This window comes from Arenimonas terrae, from assembly GCF_006265115.1.
Taxonomy (GTDB): domain Bacteria; phylum Pseudomonadota; class Gammaproteobacteria; order Xanthomonadales; family Xanthomonadaceae; genus Arenimonas; species Arenimonas terrae.
This window is the reverse complement of record NZ_SMDR01000003.1, coordinates 76,149-91,454: the sequence shown is the minus strand read 5'-3', so window position 1 is coordinate 91,454 and position 15,306 is coordinate 76,149. Positions and strand designations below refer to the sequence as shown.

At 71.2% G+C, this 15,306-nt stretch carries 14 protein-coding genes; 10 read left to right on the top strand and 4 right to left on the bottom strand.

All coding sequences use genetic code 11. The features are described 5' to 3' along the window. The first annotated feature begins 101 nt into the window (after positions 1 to 101). From ftsE to E1B00_RS12115, 6 genes are all read left to right on the top strand, one after another. A complete protein-coding gene (ftsE, locus tag E1B00_RS12140; protein ID WP_139449166.1) occupies positions 102 to 788 on the top strand; it encodes a cell division ATP-binding protein FtsE in 687 nt (228 codons plus the stop codon). Beyond that, complete coding sequence (gene ftsX / locus E1B00_RS12135; RefSeq protein ID WP_139449165.1) at positions 785 to 1,765, top strand: permease-like cell division protein FtsX; 981 nt, start codon at positions 785 to 787, stop codon at positions 1,763 to 1,765. The genes ftsE and ftsX overlap by 4 nt, the downstream gene beginning before the upstream one ends. A gap of 4 nt (positions 1,766 to 1,769) precedes the next feature. Continuing rightward, a complete protein-coding gene (locus tag E1B00_RS12130) occupies positions 1,770 to 2,609 on the top strand; it encodes a response regulator (protein WP_139449162.1) in 840 nt (279 codons plus the stop codon). A gap of 4 nt (positions 2,610 to 2,613) precedes the next feature. Then, complete coding sequence (gene ung / locus E1B00_RS12125) at positions 2,614 to 3,333, top strand: uracil-DNA glycosylase (protein ID WP_139449160.1); 720 nt, start codon at positions 2,614 to 2,616, stop codon at positions 3,331 to 3,333. Positions 3,334 to 3,453: 120 nt separating this feature from the next. Beyond that, positions 3,454 to 4,329, top strand: coding sequence for an RNA polymerase sigma factor RpoH (gene rpoH, locus E1B00_RS12120; protein WP_139449158.1), 876 nt, complete (start codon positions 3,454 to 3,456; stop codon positions 4,327 to 4,329). A gap of 231 nt (positions 4,330 to 4,560) precedes the next feature. Continuing rightward, positions 4,561 to 5,028, top strand: a complete 468-nt coding sequence (locus tag E1B00_RS12115) for a DUF1203 domain-containing protein (RefSeq protein WP_139449156.1) — start codon at positions 4,561 to 4,563, stop codon at positions 5,026 to 5,028. Here E1B00_RS12115 and E1B00_RS12110 read toward each other — a convergent pair. Together E1B00_RS12110 and E1B00_RS12105 are read right to left on the bottom strand one after the other, a co-directional pair. Next, positions 5,001 to 6,284 carry an NAD(P)/FAD-dependent oxidoreductase gene (locus E1B00_RS12110; RefSeq protein WP_139449154.1) on the bottom strand — a complete coding sequence of 428 codons (1,284 nt, stop codon included), beginning with the start codon at positions 6,282 to 6,284 and terminating at the stop codon, positions 5,001 to 5,003. The genes E1B00_RS12115 and E1B00_RS12110 overlap by 28 nt on opposite strands. 7 nt (positions 6,285 to 6,291) lie before the next feature. Beyond that, on the bottom strand, positions 6,292 to 8,484 hold the full coding sequence (locus E1B00_RS12105) for a primosomal protein N' (RefSeq protein ID WP_139449152.1): 2,193 nt from the start codon (positions 8,482 to 8,484) through the stop codon (positions 6,292 to 6,294). A gap of 425 nt (positions 8,485 to 8,909) precedes the next feature. Here E1B00_RS12105 and E1B00_RS12100 point away from each other — a divergent pair, with 425 nt between their 5' ends. Both E1B00_RS12100 and E1B00_RS12095 read left to right on the top strand, forming a co-directional pair. Continuing rightward, positions 8,910 to 9,794, top strand: coding sequence for a sigma factor-like helix-turn-helix DNA-binding protein (locus E1B00_RS12100; RefSeq protein WP_139449150.1), 885 nt, complete (start codon positions 8,910 to 8,912; stop codon positions 9,792 to 9,794). Then, positions 9,784 to 10,446 (top strand): DUF3106 domain-containing protein, encoded by a 663-nt coding sequence (locus tag E1B00_RS12095; protein ID WP_139449148.1) that lies wholly within the window; start codon positions 9,784 to 9,786, stop codon positions 10,444 to 10,446. Before E1B00_RS12100 ends, E1B00_RS12095 begins: the two co-directional genes overlap by 11 nt. On the opposite strand, the gene E1B00_RS15680 is transcribed toward E1B00_RS12095, so the two are convergent. Together E1B00_RS15680 and E1B00_RS12085 are read right to left on the bottom strand one after the other, a co-directional pair. After that, positions 10,440 to 10,736, bottom strand: a complete 297-nt coding sequence (locus E1B00_RS15680) for a DUF4286 family protein (protein WP_176693237.1) — start codon at positions 10,734 to 10,736, stop codon at positions 10,440 to 10,442. The genes E1B00_RS12095 and E1B00_RS15680 overlap by 7 nt on opposite strands. 17 nt (positions 10,737 to 10,753) lie before the next feature. Then, a complete protein-coding gene (locus E1B00_RS12085; protein WP_176693236.1) occupies positions 10,754 to 11,938 on the bottom strand; it encodes a DUF3667 domain-containing protein in 1,185 nt (394 codons plus the stop codon). Positions 11,939 to 11,998: 60 nt separating this feature from the next. Between E1B00_RS12085 and E1B00_RS12080 the strand changes: the two genes are divergently transcribed. Both E1B00_RS12080 and sppA read left to right on the top strand, forming a co-directional pair. Beyond that, positions 11,999 to 13,360, top strand: a complete 1,362-nt coding sequence (locus E1B00_RS12080; protein WP_246048697.1) for an MATE family efflux transporter — start codon at positions 11,999 to 12,001, stop codon at positions 13,358 to 13,360. Positions 13,361 to 13,420: 60 nt separating this feature from the next. Then, positions 13,421 to 15,286, top strand: coding sequence for a signal peptide peptidase SppA (sppA, locus tag E1B00_RS12075; RefSeq protein ID WP_139449141.1), 1,866 nt, complete (start codon positions 13,421 to 13,423; stop codon positions 15,284 to 15,286). Positions 15,287 to 15,306 lie beyond the last annotated feature (20 nt).

Sequence of the window (15,306 nt, the reverse complement as noted above, 5' to 3'; positions counted from 1 at the left end):
CTTCAGCCGCGGTGCTTTCTCCGGAAGCATCGGGGCTGAAGCCCCTCCTACATCTGGTGCCGTCTGCTAGATTGCCCGTGTCCCCGCCACCCGCGATCCGAATGGCCCTGCTCCGCTTCGACAACGTCACCAAGGCCTATCCCGGCAATCCACCCGCGCTGAGCGAGGTCAGCTTCAGCGTGGACGAGGGTGAGATGCTCTTCGTCACCGGCCACTCCGGCGCCGGCAAATCCACCCTGCTGCGCCTGGTGCACCTGTCCGAGCGGCCCAGCCGCGGCACCGTGCTGGTGAACGAACGCAACCTGGCCAAGGTCCGCGGTGGCAAGGTGCCGCTGCACCGGCGCCAGGTCGGCGTGGTGTTCCAGGACCATCGCCTGCTCACCGACCGCAGCGTGTTCGACAACGTCGCCCTGCCGCTGCTGATCGCCGGCACGCCCGGCGCCGAAGTCGGCAAGCGCGTGCGCGCGGTGCTCGACAAGGTCGGCCTGGGCGAACGCGAACGCTCGCTGCCGCTGCAGCTGTCCACCGGCGAGCAGCAGCGCGTGGGCATCGCCCGCGCCATCGTCGCCCAGCCGCAGCTGCTGGTCGCCGACGAACCCACCGGCAACCTCGACCCGCAGCTGGCGGGCGAGATCATGCAGCTGTTCGCCTCGCTGCCTGCGCTGGGCACCACGGTGATTGTCGCCAGCCACGACCTGGGCCTGGTCAAGCGCATGCGCCGCCGCGTGCTCGTGCTCGACCACGGCCGGCTGATGGACGACATCTCGCCCGAGGACCTGGCGGCATGAACACCAAGGTCGCCAAACCCGCCGCCAAGCCCGCGGCCGCCGAGCGCGTGAAGTCCGGCGGTGTCGGCGCGCGCTTCCGCGCCTGGCGCGAACAGCATCTGTATTCCCTGGTCTCGAGCCTCGGCCGCCTGGCCCGGCGCCCCTTCGCCACTGGCCTGACGGTCGGCGTGATGGCGATCGCGATCGCGCTGCCCCTGGGTCTGGGGCTGGCCCTGGGCAACATCGAGCGCTTCTCGGGCAGCGTCAGCGAGTCGCGCGAGATCGGCGTGTTCCTGAAGTTCGAGGTCACCGAGGACCAGGCGCGCGAGCTGGCCACCGGCATCGGCCAGCGCCCCGACGTCGCTGCCGTCACCGTGCGCACGCCGGAGGAGGGCCTGGAGGAATTCCGCGCCATGAGCGACCTTGCCGGCGCGCTCGACGTGCTCGAGGAGAACCCGCTGCCGACCGTGCTGGTGGTCCAGCCCAAGGGCGACGGCGACACCCTGGCCGCCGACCTGCGCGAACTGCCGCAGGCCGACATCGTCCAGCACGATGCGGTCTGGCGGCAGCGGCTGTCCGCCTGGCTGGCCTTCGGCGAACGCGTGGTGCAGGTGGTCGCGGCCCTGCTGGGCCTGGGCGTGCTGCTGGTGGTCGGCAACACCGTGCGCCTGGACATCGGCGCCCGCAGCGAGGAGATCGGCGTGCTGCAGCACCTGGGCGCCACCGACGCCTTCGTGCGCCGCCCCTTCCTTTACCTGGGCGCCTGGTACGGCCTGGCCGCGGGCCTGCTGGCCGGCGCCCTGCTGCTGGTGGCCGGCGCCCTGATGCAGGGCCGGCTCTCGGCCCTGGTCGCCAGCTACGGCAGCCAGTTCGCCCTCTCCGGCCCCGGTTGGCGCGGCAGCCTGGCCCTGCTGGCCGGCGCCGTGGCCATGGGGTGGCTGGGCGCGTGGCTCGCAACCGGGCATCATCTACGCCGGACCCGTCCCACGGACGTGTGAAGACATGAACAGCCCCGCCTTCCGCAGCTTCGACACCACCAGCCCGCGCATCATGGTCGTGGACGGCTCCAAGGTCGTGCGCAAGATGATCGAGGGCGTGCTGCGGCAGCAGCTGCCCGGCATGGAATTCGTGGGCTGCGAATCGGGCGACGAAGCCAAGGCCGCGCTGCAGGCCGGCGCGGTCAACCTGGTCACCACCGCCCTGCGCCTGCCGGACATGGACGGCCTGGACCTGGCGCGCTACCTGCGTGAGCACACGCCGCAGGCCTACATCCCGATCATCGTGGTCTCCGGCGACGTGCAGGAGCGGCTGGAAAGCCGTTCGATCAGCGATGACGTGACCGACTATTTCGACAAGTCGCTGGGCTTCAATGCGCTGGCGGCCTTCATCAAGGGCTACGTGGCGCCGGAATCCGAGTCCGGCGGCGAGGTCCTGTACGTCGAGGACAGCCGCGTCGTGGCCATGGCCACCCGCCGCATGCTGGAAAAACACGGCCTCACCGTCATCCACGCCACCGGCGTCGAGGACGCGATCGCGCACCTGGAAACCGCCAAGGCCCAGGGCAAGGTGCCGGGCCCCGACGTGGTGCTGACCGACGTCTACCTGAAGGGCGAACTGACCGGCAAGGACCTGCTGCACTCGATCCGCCATGATTTTGGCTACGCCAAGGGCCTGCTGCCGGTGCTGGTGATGACCGGCGACGCCAATCCGGCCAACCAGAGCGACCTGCTGCGCGCCGGTGCCAACGACCTGGTGCAGAAGCCCATCGAGGAACGCCTGCTGGTGACCAAGCTGCTGTTCCAGCTGCGGGTCGGCCGGATGCTGCGCGCCAAGCTCGGCTGAAGGCGTGGGCGAGGACCGGACCCGCCTGGAGCCTTCCTGGAAGGCGCGCATCGGCGACCACCTGCAGCGCCCGGACATGCAGGAACTGTCCGCCTTCCTGCGTGAGGAAAAGGCCCGCGGCAAGCGCATCTTTCCGCCCGGCCCGCAGATCTTCGCGGCCTTCGACGCCACGCCCTTCGACCAGGTGAAGGTGGTGATCCTGGGCCAGGACCCCTACCACGGCCCCGGCCAGGCCCACGGCCTGTGTTTTTCGGTCCTGCCCGGCGTGCCGGTGCCGCCCTCGCTGCAGAACATCTACAAGGAACTCAAGGCCGATCTGGGCCTGCCCGTGCCCGATCACGGCTGCCTGCTGCCCTGGGCCCGGCAGGGCGTGCTGCTGCTCAATGCGGTGCTGACGGTCGAGGATGGCCGCGCCGGCGCCCACCAGGGCAAGGGCTGGGAAGGCTTCACCGATGCCGCCATCCAGGCCCTGGACCGCGAGCGCGAGGGCCTGGTCTTCCTGCTCTGGGGCAGCTACGCCCAGGCCAAGGGCAAGCTGGTCGATGCCCGCCGGCACTGCGTGCTGCGGGCCCCGCACCCCTCGCCGCTGTCGGCGCACCGGGGCTTCTTGGGCTGCGGCCATTTCGGCAAGGCCAACCGCTGGCTGCAGGGCGGGGGGCGGGCGCCGGTGGACTGGAGCTTGCCGCCCCGGGCCGAGGTCGAGGCCCTGCTGGCCGGCCCTTGAACCGGTGGTGTCCGGCCCCAGATGAATCCGACCGGCCGGAACCTAGCTGTTCCATGAATGGAACGTACAGGGAACTTCCGGCCTATTTAGCGCTCCAAGTCGGGTGCTAAACTCCTGCCCATGAAAGAGGACCGCATGACCACCACTGCCCTGATCGCCAACAACCTGCCGATCCCGAGTGCGCTGGGATCGCTGGACGCCTACATCGCGGCGGTCAACCGTGTGCCCGTGCTCACCGTCGAGGACGAGCAGGCACTGGCCCGCCGCTACCGCGACGAAGAAGACCTGGACGCCGCCAAGGCGCTGGTCATGTCGCACCTGCGTTTTGTCGTGCACGTGGCCCGGGGCTACCAGGGTTACGGCCTGGGCATGGGCGACCTGATCCAGGAAGGCAACATCGGCCTGATGAAGGCGGTGAAGCGCTTCGACCCGGACCAGGGCGTGCGCCTGGTGTCCTTCGCCGTGCACTGGGTGCGCGCCGAGATGCACGAGTTCATCCTGCGCAACTGGCGCATCGTCAAGGTCGCCACGACCAAGGCGCAGCGCAAGCTGTTCTTCAACCTGCGCAAGTCCAAGAAGCGCCTGGGCTGGATGAACGATGCGGAAGTGACCGCCGTGGCCAAGGACCTCAACGTCTCCAAGCGCGAAGTGCTGGAGATGGAGTCGCGCCTGAGCGGCCGCGACATCGGTTTCGACGCGCCGGACGATGCCGACGACGATGCGCCGCCGTCCCCGGTCGCCTACCTGCGCGACCACGGCGACGACCCGGCGATGGCCTACGAGCGTGCGAGCCACGAGGACGACCAGCTCGAGCTGCTGCGCGAGGGCCTGTCCGACCTCGACCAGCGTTCGCGCGACATCCTCAAGCGCCGTTTCCTGGGCGAGCCGAAGGCGACCCTGCAGGAGCTGGCCGACGAGTACGGCGTCAGCGCCGAGCGCATCCGCCAGATCGAGGCCAACGCGCTCAAGAAGATGCGGGCTCTGTTCGCGGCCTGAGCCGCGGCGTCCCGGAAGGAAAAACGGCCCCGCTCGCGGGGCCGTTTCTTTTTGATGATGGCCGACGCCGTGCCTGCCGCCAGCATCGACGCGTCCCGCGCGCAGGTCCAGCAGTTGCGGGCACGTGCAGGGCCGGGCGACGCAAAGGCGGCCGGAAACTGCGCAGGATCCGGATAGCGGCCTGCGCGTCGCCGGCCGACCATGGCAGCCACCCTCGCACTGGAGCCCGCCATGTCCTTCCGCATCACCGGCCTGCCGGCCGACGCCTTCGCCGACCTGCGCGGCCTCGACGACGCGGCCCTGGCCGCACGCGGCGTCCGCCGCGTCATCGCCGACGCCTTTCCGGGTTATCCCTGCCGCATCACGCTCGAAGACGCCCAGCCCGGCGAGCCGCTGCTGCTGCTCAACTGGACCCACCTGGACGGCGACACGCCCTACCGCGGCAACGGCCCGATCTTCATCCGCGAGAATGCGCTCGAAAGCTTCGACGCCGCGGACGTGGTGCCGCTGCAGCAGCGCCGGCGCACGCTGTCGGTGCGCGCCTACGACGCCGCAGGCTTCATGCGCCACGGCCGCGTGGTCGAGGGCGAGGCGCTGGCGGTGCAGATCGCGCAGCTGTTCGACGACGACGAGGTCGCCTTCCTGCACGTGCACAACGCCGGGCGCGGCTGCTACGCGGCGCGCGTCGATCGCGCCTGAGGATCGCCGCCGCGGACGATGATCCGGGCGTGCCGCTGGTAGGTCCAATACGACCAGCCCCAGTTCACCAGCACGATGATCCGGTTGCGGAACCCGATCAGGAAGAACAGGTGCGCGACCAGCCAGAACCACCAGGCCAGGATGCCCGAGAAGCGCAGGCGCCCGAAGTCCACCACCGCGGCCATGCGGCCGATCGTCGCGAGGTTCCCGTAGTCCCTGTAGCGGAAGGGCTTGCCTGGCAGGCCGCGCAGGCGGTCGCGGATCACGCCGGCGACATGCGCGCCCATCTGCTTGGCCGCCGGCGCGACGCCCGGCACCGGCTTGCCGTCCTGCTGCACGCTGGCCAGGTCGCCGACGACGAAGACTTCCGGGTGCTCCGGCAGCGACAGGTCCGGCGCCACCGGAACGCGGCCGGCGCGGTCGGTCACCACGCCCAGCTGTCTGCCCAGCGGCGACGCGGCGACGCCGGCGGCCCAGAGCACGGTGCGGCTTGCGATGCGTCGCTCGCCCATCGACACGCCCTCGGCGTCGATCTGCGTCACCGGCGCGCCGGTGTGGACCTCCACGCCCAGCCTGAGCAGCTGCGCGCGCGTCTTTTCCGAAAGCTCCGGCGGCATCGTCGCCAGCACGCGCGGACCGGCTTCGACCAGGTGCACGCGGGCGTTGCGCACGTCGGCGCGGCGGAATTCGCGCGGCAGGGTGTGGCGCGCGATCTCGGCCAGCGTGCCGGCCAGCTCGACGCCGGTCGGGCCGCCGCCGATCACCACGAAGTTCATCAGCGCCTCGCGCCGCGCCGGATCGTCCTCGCGTTCGGCGGCCTCGAACGCCGAGAGCACGCGCGCGCGGATCGCCAGCGCGTCGTCCAGCGTCTTCAGGCCCGGCGCATGCTCGGCCCATTCGTCCCGGCCGAAATAGGCGTGGGCGGCGCCGGTGGCGACCAGCAGGTAGTCGTAGCCGATCCGGCCTTCGGCCAGCGTGACCTCGCGCGCCGCCAGGTCGATGGCGAGGGCTTCGTCCATGCGCACGATGACGTTTTTCTGGCCGCGCAGGATGTGCCGCAGCGGTGCGGCGATGTCCGGCGCCGACAGCCCGGCCGTCGCCACCTGGTAGAGCAGGGGCTGGAACAAGTGGTGGTTGGTGCGGTCCACCAGCGTGATGCGCACCGGCGCAGAAGCCAGCGCGCGGGTCGCCCACAGGCCGCCGAAGCCGCCACCGAGGATGAGTACGTGCGGTTGTTCATTCGTAGTCATGGTCAAGGGTCCGTCAGTAGAGATCCGTGGGATCCACATCCAGCGACCAGCGCACGCGGCGCGCCGACTTCAGCACCTGCAGCCGCGGCAGCCAGTCGTGCAGCGCCGCATGCAGCGGCGCGCGCTGGGCGGCGCCGAGCAGCAGCTGGCCGCGCGCCATGCCGGCGCGTCGGGCCATCGGTGCGGGCATCGGGCCGTTGAGGAAAACGTCGTCGCGGGCGGCGAAAAGTTCGCGCGCCTCGCGCAGGAAGGCCTGCATGTCGGCTTCGGTCGGCGCTTCCGCGCGCAGCAGCGCCAGGTGGGCGTAGGGCGGGAACGCCGCGGCCTCACGCTCCGCCAGCTGCAGCGCCGCCACCGCGGGATAGCCGCCGGCGAGCAGGGTGTTGAGCATCGGATGGTCCGGGTGGTGCGTCTGCAGCAGCACTTCGCCCGGCAGTTCGGCGCGGCCGGCACGGCCGGCGACCTGGATCAGTAGCTGGGCGAGTTTTTCACCGGCGCGGAAGTCGGCGCTGAACAGCCCTTCGTCCACGCCGACCACGGCGACCAGGGTGAGCCGCGGCAGGTCGTGGCCCTTGGCCAGCATCTGGGTGCCGACCAGGATGCCCGACTGTTCGCCGAAGTCGGCGAGGATCTTCTCGATCGCATCGCGGCGCCGGGTGGTTTCACGGTCCACGCGCACCATCCGCGCGTCGGGGAAGCGCTCGGCCAGCGCCTGTTCGATGCGCTCGGTGCCGGCGCCCTGCGGCATCAGCGCCAGGCTGGCGCAGTCGGGGCAGGCATTGGGCGGCGTTGCCCGCGCGCCGCAGTGATGGCAGATCAGGCGGCGGCCGCCGGTGTGCACGGTCATCGCGGCGTCGCAGCGCTTGCAGTGCGCGCTCCAGCCGCAATCGTGGCAGATCAGCACCGGGGCGTAGCCGCGGCGGTTCTTGAACACCAGCGCCTGTTCGCCGCGGTCCAGGCAGGCGCCGACCGCCGCCAGCAGTTCCTCCGACAGGCCGTCGCGCAGCGGCCGCTTGCGCACGTCCAGAACGCGCACCGACGGCGGCCGCGCCTTGCCGGCCCGCTGGCCCAGGCGCAGGTGCCGGTAGCGGCCCTGCAGGGCGTTGTGCAGCGATTCCAGCGAGGGTGTGGCGCTGCCCAGGATCACCGGCACGCCGAGCTTGCTGGCGCGCACCAGCGCCAGGTCGCGGGCGTGGTAGCGGATGCCGTCCTGCTGCTTGTAGGAACCGTCGTGTTCTTCGTCCACCACGATCAGGCCGGCCTCGGGCAGCGGGCAGAACACCGCCGATCGCGTGCCGACCAGCACCCGCGCCTCGCCGCGCGCCATCGCCGTCCAGGCGCGCGCGCGTTCGCCGTCGGCCAGGCCGGAGTGGTAGGCCAGCACCGGCACGCCCAGGCGGCTGCGGAAGCGGGCGAGCGTCTGCGGGGTCAGGCCGATCTCGGGCACCAGCACCAGGGCCTGGCGACCGGCCGCGAGCGTGTCGGCGATCGCCTGCAGGTAGACCTCGGTTTTGCCGCTGCCGGTCACGCCCTCCAGCAGCAGGGTGCGGAAGCCCTGGCCGGCGCGCAGCACCGACAGGGCGTCGGCCTGCCCGGGCATGAGGGTGGGTGCGGCCGCGGAGGGGGCCGGTTCGGGCGCACCGGCCAGGACGATCCGTTCGGCCAGTCCGCGTTGGGCGAGGGCGCGCGCGGAGGCCCGCCAGTCGGCATCGTCCTGCTCGAGCTGGTCTTCGCCCAGGACGTGCGCCACCAGCCGCAGCAGCAGGCGGCGCGGCTTGCCGTCGCGGCCGTGACCGGCCGCAGCCTGCTGCCCCGCCTCGGTCAGGCGCCAGCCGTGCCGTGCGGTCTCCGGCAGCGGCTGGCCGCCACGCAGGGTGGCCGGCATGGCGGTGGCCAGGACCTCGCCCAGGGGCGCGTGGTAGTAGCCGGCGGTCCAGCGCAGGCTCTCGAGCAGTTCGCCCCCCAGCAGGGGCTCGACGTCGAGGCGGGCCTGGACCGGCTTCAGCGCCTCCGGATCGGCTTCGGAAGGCCCGATGCCGGCGACCACGCCGATCTGCTCGCCCTCGCCGCGTCCGAAGGGCACCCGCACCCGGCAGCCGATCCAGTCCGGCCCGGCCGACTGCCCAGCCGGCGGCCGGTAGTCGAACAGGCGCGGCAGCGGCACCGGCAGGGCGACGCGCAGCACGGGTTCGGGGGCAACGGGCATGGGCGCCAGTCTAGCCTGTGCGCCCTCGGTCCGGCCTGTGGATGAACTTGCGCGTCATTGCTGCCAACGGGGTCACGAATGCTGGCTAAGCTACTGTTCACAAAACCGAAAAGCCCTTATCCACACGGATTGTGGATAAGTCTGTGGAAGGGCCTTCCGGGACGCTTGCGCACCCCCTGTGTGCACGGCCCCGCAGCCGGGTTGGCGATTTTTTAACCAAGGCGTCATAGTGATTTGAAATCAAAGGCTTAGCTCCATCACATTTCAGTCATGGCGATCTTCACGGCCCGGCGGCCGGCATCTCGGCGGATGGTCTTGGCGCTGTGCACAACGTTTCACGCCGGAACCCGCGCGGGGCTTGGCGGAGCAAGCTTTTTCCTACTGTCAACCGGGGCGGTCGCCGGCCTCGCTGGCTAGAATGGGCCGTGACTTCGAGCCCCCCGCTTCCCGCCGCCCCCGCCCCCGTGTCGTCCGCGCTGTCGGCCTTCCTGCGGGGCATCGAGCGCCGCGCCTTCGTGTTCGCCGAGGTCCAGTGCGGTGATGCCGGGCAGGCGGAGGCCGCCGTGGCGCGCGCCATGCGGGCTTTCCGCGGCGTATCCGTCGTCAGCCCCCTGTCGGCCTGGCCGGCGGCCTTCTGGGCCCTGCTGATGGCCCAGGCGGAGCTGTCCGAGGGCCGCAGCCAAGTGCCGGAACTGGGCGCCCTGAGCAGCGGTCCGCGCGCCGCCCTGCTGCTGCGCATCGTCGCCGGGCTGGATTTCCCGCACGCCGCCCAGGTCCTGGGCGTGAGCGAAACCACCTACCGATTCGCGCTGCAGCGGGCGCTGCAGCAGCTGGGCGAGGGTGGAATCAGCTATGCGGCGCTGGGCGTGCTGCGCGAACGCCTGCATCGCCAGGTCAAGACGCTGACCGAAGAGCGCACCGCCGCGCTGGCCGAGCTGCGCACGCGGGTCCTTCAGGACCAGCCCGATCCGGTGCCGGAACCCGCACCGGTATCGCCCTGGCCGCGGCGCTTGCTGTGGGCGGTGCTGGCCCTGCTGGCGCTCGCCTTCGCCGCGACCTGGCTGCTGCCCGGGCCCGCGCCGGTCGCTACCGGCCCGCAGACGCTGCCGGTGGAAACGGTGTCGGCCGCGCCCGCGGAGCCCGACCCCGTCACCCACCCGGACTTCGGCTTGCTCGCCGCCCCCGAGGACGAAGCGCTTGCGGGGGACCTCGCCCTGTTGAGCTGGATCGCCTCCGGCCAGGCCGACCCGCTGCCGGAACCGCCGGCGGCCCCGGCTGCCGCCACCGAGGAGGCTGCCGATGCGCGCTGATTCCCGCACGCTGCTGACCGGCCTGCTGCTGTGCCTGCTGGTGCTGCCGGCTTCCGCGTTCCAGACCCTGGCGCCGGCCGAACGCCGGCTGCTTGCGCCCCTGGCCGGCGCCTGGCCCGGACTGGATGCGGACACCCGCCAGCGCCTGCAGTCCAATGCCCGGCGATGGCTGGCGCTGCCTCCGGCGCAGCAGCGGGAGATGCTCCAGCGCATGCGCGACTGGGATTCGCTGCCGCCGGCCGAACGCGCGCGCCGCCGCGGCGCTTTCGCTGCCTGGGAGGCGCTGTCGCTGGCCGAACGCGAGCGCGTGCGCACTGCCGCGGCGCGCCTGCGGACGCTGCCGCCGGCCCAGCAGCAGGCGGTGCGCGATGCGTTCGAGGCGCTGCCGCCGGACCAGCGCCAGGACTGGTGGCTGGGGCCCGACCTGGGCGGCGATTTCGCGCGCCTGCGGCCGCTGTTCGCCTATACCCCGGAAGAACAGCGCGCCGGCTTGCTGGCCATGCTGCGCGGCCTCGGCCCCGAGGCCCGCGCCGACCTCGCCCTGCTGGCGCGGCGGTTGCCGGCGAGTGAACGCGAGCGCCTGCGCCGCGACCTGCTGGCGGCTCCGCTCGACGCTCGTCCCGCCCTGATCCGCGAACGCCTGGGTCAGTAGTCGCCCAGGACCGCCAGCACGCGCCGCGAGGCGCTGAAGCGGTCGCCGAAGCGGGCGACGCCGTCGGCACGCATCCGTGCCGCATGCTCCCGCAGGTAGTGCGCGAGAGCGGCCGCGTCGCGCAGGCGGTAGTGGCAGCAGAACACCACGTCGCCCGCGGCCGGCTCGGGTTCGTCCTGCCGCGACAGGCGCGCGTCCAGGAAACCGGGCAGCGCCAGCATCTCGCGCATGTGCTGCTCGAGCCAGGCCCGGTAGTCGCCGGCGATCGCCACGTCGACCCGCAGCGTCACCTCGTACAGGACGGCGCTCAGATCGACACCAGGTTGATCATCAGCGCCGCGGCGGCGCCGAGGGAAAGCAGCACGATGTAGCAGTAGCCCAGCACGCTGTACTTGAGGGTGGTCATGATCCAGCCCTGGCGGTAGACCCGCTTCTGCATCAGCAGCAGGTAGATCGGCATCCAGGCGATCAGCGCCACCTCGATCCAGCCCAGCGGACGCGAGATCCACGCCGCGCCGGCGGTCCAGGTCGCCAGCGCGTCCAGCAGCAGCACCAGCAGCAGCGACGCGCACAGGAAGCTGTGGCTGTGCAGGGCGACGATCAGGTGCTCCATGTAGAGGCGCCGCTTGAACACGTAGGCGATCTTCAGCAGCAGGGCGAACAGCGGCAACACCACGAACAGCGTGGTCGGCACTGTCGACAGGAAGGCGTCCTTGAGCAGGTTCGGATCCTTCTGGATGCGCTCGATGTTGCCTTCGGCGCGGCCGATGCGTTCGTTGAGCTTGCGGTTCATGCCATCCGAGAACCAGCTGATCTCCAGCGGATTGCTCTTCGCATCCCAGGGCGTGCCGTTGAAGCTGATCTTGCCCTCGTCGTCCTCGGCGATCGCCAGCGGCCTGCCGCTGCGCTCGCTTTCCTCGATCTCGCGCAGGCGCCGGGCCGCTTCGGCGGCGATGCTCTTCTCGGCCACGTCCAGGCCGATGGCGACGCCGGGCACATTGGCGGACTCGGCGCGGGCCTTCTTGATCTCGGCCAGCGCCTCGTCGCGGATGCGCTCCACCTCGGCTGCCGTGGTCGCCGTGCGCAGGCCGCGCGTGCGGGCCTGGTCGGCACCGGCCTCCGCCTTCGTCTCGGCCGCGTCCGGCTGGTCGGCGGCGATGTCGAAGCTGAGCTGGGCCGCGAAGAAGGCGAAGATGCTCAGGAACACGAACAGCCGCACCGGGCTGACATAGCGCACGCGGCGTCCGGCGAAATACTCCTCGCTCAGGTAGCCGGGTTTGAACAGCAGCGGGCCGAGCGTGCGCAGGATGCGCGAGTCGAGCTCGAACACCGAATCCATGAAGTCGCCGATGATGCTGCTGAAGTGCCGCACCAGGCCCTTGGTCGGCTGGCCGCAGGCGTAGCAGTGTTCGCCGAGCAGCAGCTCGCCGCAGTTCTGGCAGCGGCGCTGCGGTGCCGGGTCGGCGGCGGGAACGGGTTCCGGGGCGGACATGCGGGGCTCCTGGTCGGCAGCGCGTAATATACCGGGCATCCGGCCCGCGACCCCTTTCCGATGAGCCACAATGAAACCCGCGCGGCCCGCCTGCTGCGCGAGATGCGCGTGAGCTTCGCCCTGGCCTTGCCGCTGGTGCTGAGCCAGATCTCGTCCATGGCCATGAACATCGTCGACACCGTGCTGGCCGGCCGCTATGGCCCGGTCACCCTGGCGGCGGTCGGCGTCGGCAGTGCGGTGTGGTCGGTGGTGATCCTGGTCAACATCGGCGTGCTGATGGCGGTGCCGCCGACGGTGTCCCAACTCAATGGCGCCGGCCGCCGCGGTGAGATCGGCGCGGTGTTCCGGCAGGCGCTGTGGCTGGCGCTGATGCTGGGCCTGGCCCTGATCCTGGTGGTGCGCGGCGGCGCGATCGCGCTGACGCCGCTGGGCATCACCCCGGAAGCGCGGCCCGAGGCGGTCGCCTTCCTGCATGCGATCAGCTGGGGCGCGCCCGGCCTGGCGCTGTACTTCTGCCTGCGCAACCTCAGCGACGGCGTGGCCTGGACCTTTCCCTCGATGGTGGCCGGCCTGTGCGGGCTGGCCGGCCTGGTGCCGCTGGGCTATCTGCTGATGTTCGTCGCCGATCTCGGTGCGGCGGGCCTGGGGTATGCGGTGGCCAGCGTGCTGTGGGCGCAGGCTGCGGGGCTGGCGGTCTACCTGTGGCGGGCGCCGCGTTTTGCCGACCTGGGCCTGTTCGCGCGCTTCGACCCGCCGCGCTGGGGGCCGATCCGCGACCTGCTGGCGCTGGGGCTGCCGATGGGCGTGTCGGTGTTCATGGAGGGCAGCCTGTTCGTCGCCACCGCGCTGATCATCGGCACGCTCGGCACGACCCAGATGGCCGCGCACCAGATCGCCATCCTCGCCGCCAGCCTGTTCTTCATGGTGCCGCTGGGCGTGGCGATGGCGACCACCGTGCGGGTCGGCCACGCGGTCGGCGCCGGCGACGCGGGCGGCGTGCGCTGGGCGGCCGCGGCCGGTTATTCGCTGGCGATGCTGGCGCAGACGGCTTCGGCAGTCGTGCTGGTGCTGGGCGGCGCCGCACTGGCCGCCCTGATCTCGCCCGACCCGGCGGTGATCGCGCTGGCCGCCCTGCTGATGGTCTACGCCGCGGTCTTCCAGTATCCCGACGGCTTCCAGGCGCTGTCGGCCGGCGCCCTGCGCGGGTTGAAGGACACCCGGGTACCGATGTTCATCACGGTGCTGGCCTACTGGGGCCTCGGGCTGCCGCTGGGCTACTGGCTCGGCATCGTGCGCGGCCAGGGTGCGCCGGGTCTGTGGACCGGCCTGATCCTGGGCCTGAGCGCGGCGGCGACCCTGCTGGGCTGGCGCTTCTGGCGCCTGGCGCGGCGGCCGCTCGCGCCCGTGGGGACAGTGACCTAAGGCTTATGCGGTTTTCACCCGGGCTGGGTATGCTGCGGGCTGGAATTACCGGAGTTTCCCATGTCTGAGTCGCAGCCCGGCCCGATCCGCCGTGTCCTGGTCGGGGTCTGGAACACCGTCAACTTCACCCGGCAGCTGGTCTTCAACCTGATCTTCCTGCTGGTGCTGTTCTTCGTGCTGATCGCGATCATCGCCAGCCCGGGCGCGCAACCCCTGCAGGAGAAGACCGCCCTGGTCCTGCCGCTGGACGGCCAGTTGGTCGAGCAGTACACCTCGGCCCCGGTCGAGCGCGTGCTCAACCAGGCCACCGGCGACGCCCGCCCCGAAATGCAGCTGCGCGACCTGGTGCGCGCGATCGAGCGCGCGCGGGACGACAAGCGCATCGACCGGATCGTGCTGCTGACCGACGGCTTCAGCGCCACCGGTTTCGCCGCCATGCGCGACCTGGCCGCCGCGCTGCGCGATTTCCGCGCCTCCGGCAAGCAGATCGTCGCCTTCGGCACCGACATGGAGCAGAAGCAGTACTACCTGGCGGCGCAGGCCGACGAGGTGTTCCTGGATCCGCAGGGCGGCGTGCTGCTGGAGGGTTTCGGCCGCTACCGCATGTATTACCGCGAAGGCCTGCAGGACAAGCTCGGCGTGGACGTGCACCTGTTCAAGGTCGGCGAATACAAGTCCGCCGCCGAACCCTACGTGCTCGACGCCGCTTCGCCCGAGGCGCGCGAGGCCGACCTGTACTGGATGAACGACGTCTGGCAGCGCTTCCTCGCCGACATCGCCCAGGCCAGGAAGCTCGACGCCGCGGCGCTCACCGCGATGATCAACGAACTGCCTGCCCGCGTGCAGGCCGCCGGCGGCGACCTGGGCAAGCTGGCGCTCGACGAGAAGCTGGTGGACGGCCTGAAGACCGGCCACGAGCTCGAGCAGTTGCTGATCGAGCGCGGCGCGCTCGACGACGAGAACAACACCTTCCGCCAGGTCGACCTGCGCGCCTACCTGCAGCACATGGCGCGCGAGAACCTGGGCATCGACAGCCGCCCGCAGGTGGCGGTGGTGGTGGCTCAGGGCGAGATCACCTACGGTGAGCAGCCGCCGGGCACCGTCGGCGGTGAGTCGACTTCGGCCCTGCTGCGCCAGGCGCGCGAAGACGAGAACGTCAAGGCCGTGCTGCTGCGCGTGGACTCCCCGGGCGGCGGCGTGTTCCCGTCCGAGCAGATCCGCCGCGAGGTCGAGCTGATCAAGGCCGCCGGCAAGCCGGTGGTGGTGTCGATGGCCAATGTCGCTGCTTCGGGCGGTTACTGGATCTCGATGAACGCCGACACGATCTACGCCGACGAATCCACCATCACCGGCTCGATCGGCATCTTCGGCCTGTGGATGACCGCGCCGCGCGTGCTCGACAAGATCGGCGTCAACACCGACGGCGTCGGCACCACGCCGCTGGCCGGCGCCTTCGACCCGACCCGTCCGCTGGACCCGAACGTCGGTGCGCTGATCCAGTCGGTCATCGACAAGGGTTACGCCGACTTCACCGGCAAGGTCGCCGCCGCCCGCGGCACCACGCCCGAGCAGATCGACGTGCATGCGCGCGGGCGGGTCTGGAGCGGCGCGCAGGCCAAGGACCGCGGCCTGGTCGACGAGCTGGGCGGTTTCGAGGCGGCGCTGGCCGCCACCGCCGAGCTGGCCAAGCTCGAGCCGGAAAAATACGGCGTGACCTACATCGAGAAGCCGCTGACGGCCTTCGAGCAGGCCATCGTCAACATGGGCGGCAACTCCCGCATGCGCGGCCTGCTGCGCGTGCTGGCGCCGACGCCGCTGCTGCTCGATCGCCGCACCCTGGCCAAGGCCGAGCGCGAGCTCGCCTGGCTCGACAGCCAGAGCCGCTCGCCGTTCCGCGCGGTCGCGCACTGCCTCTGCGACTATTGATCCACGGGTCTTGACCACGA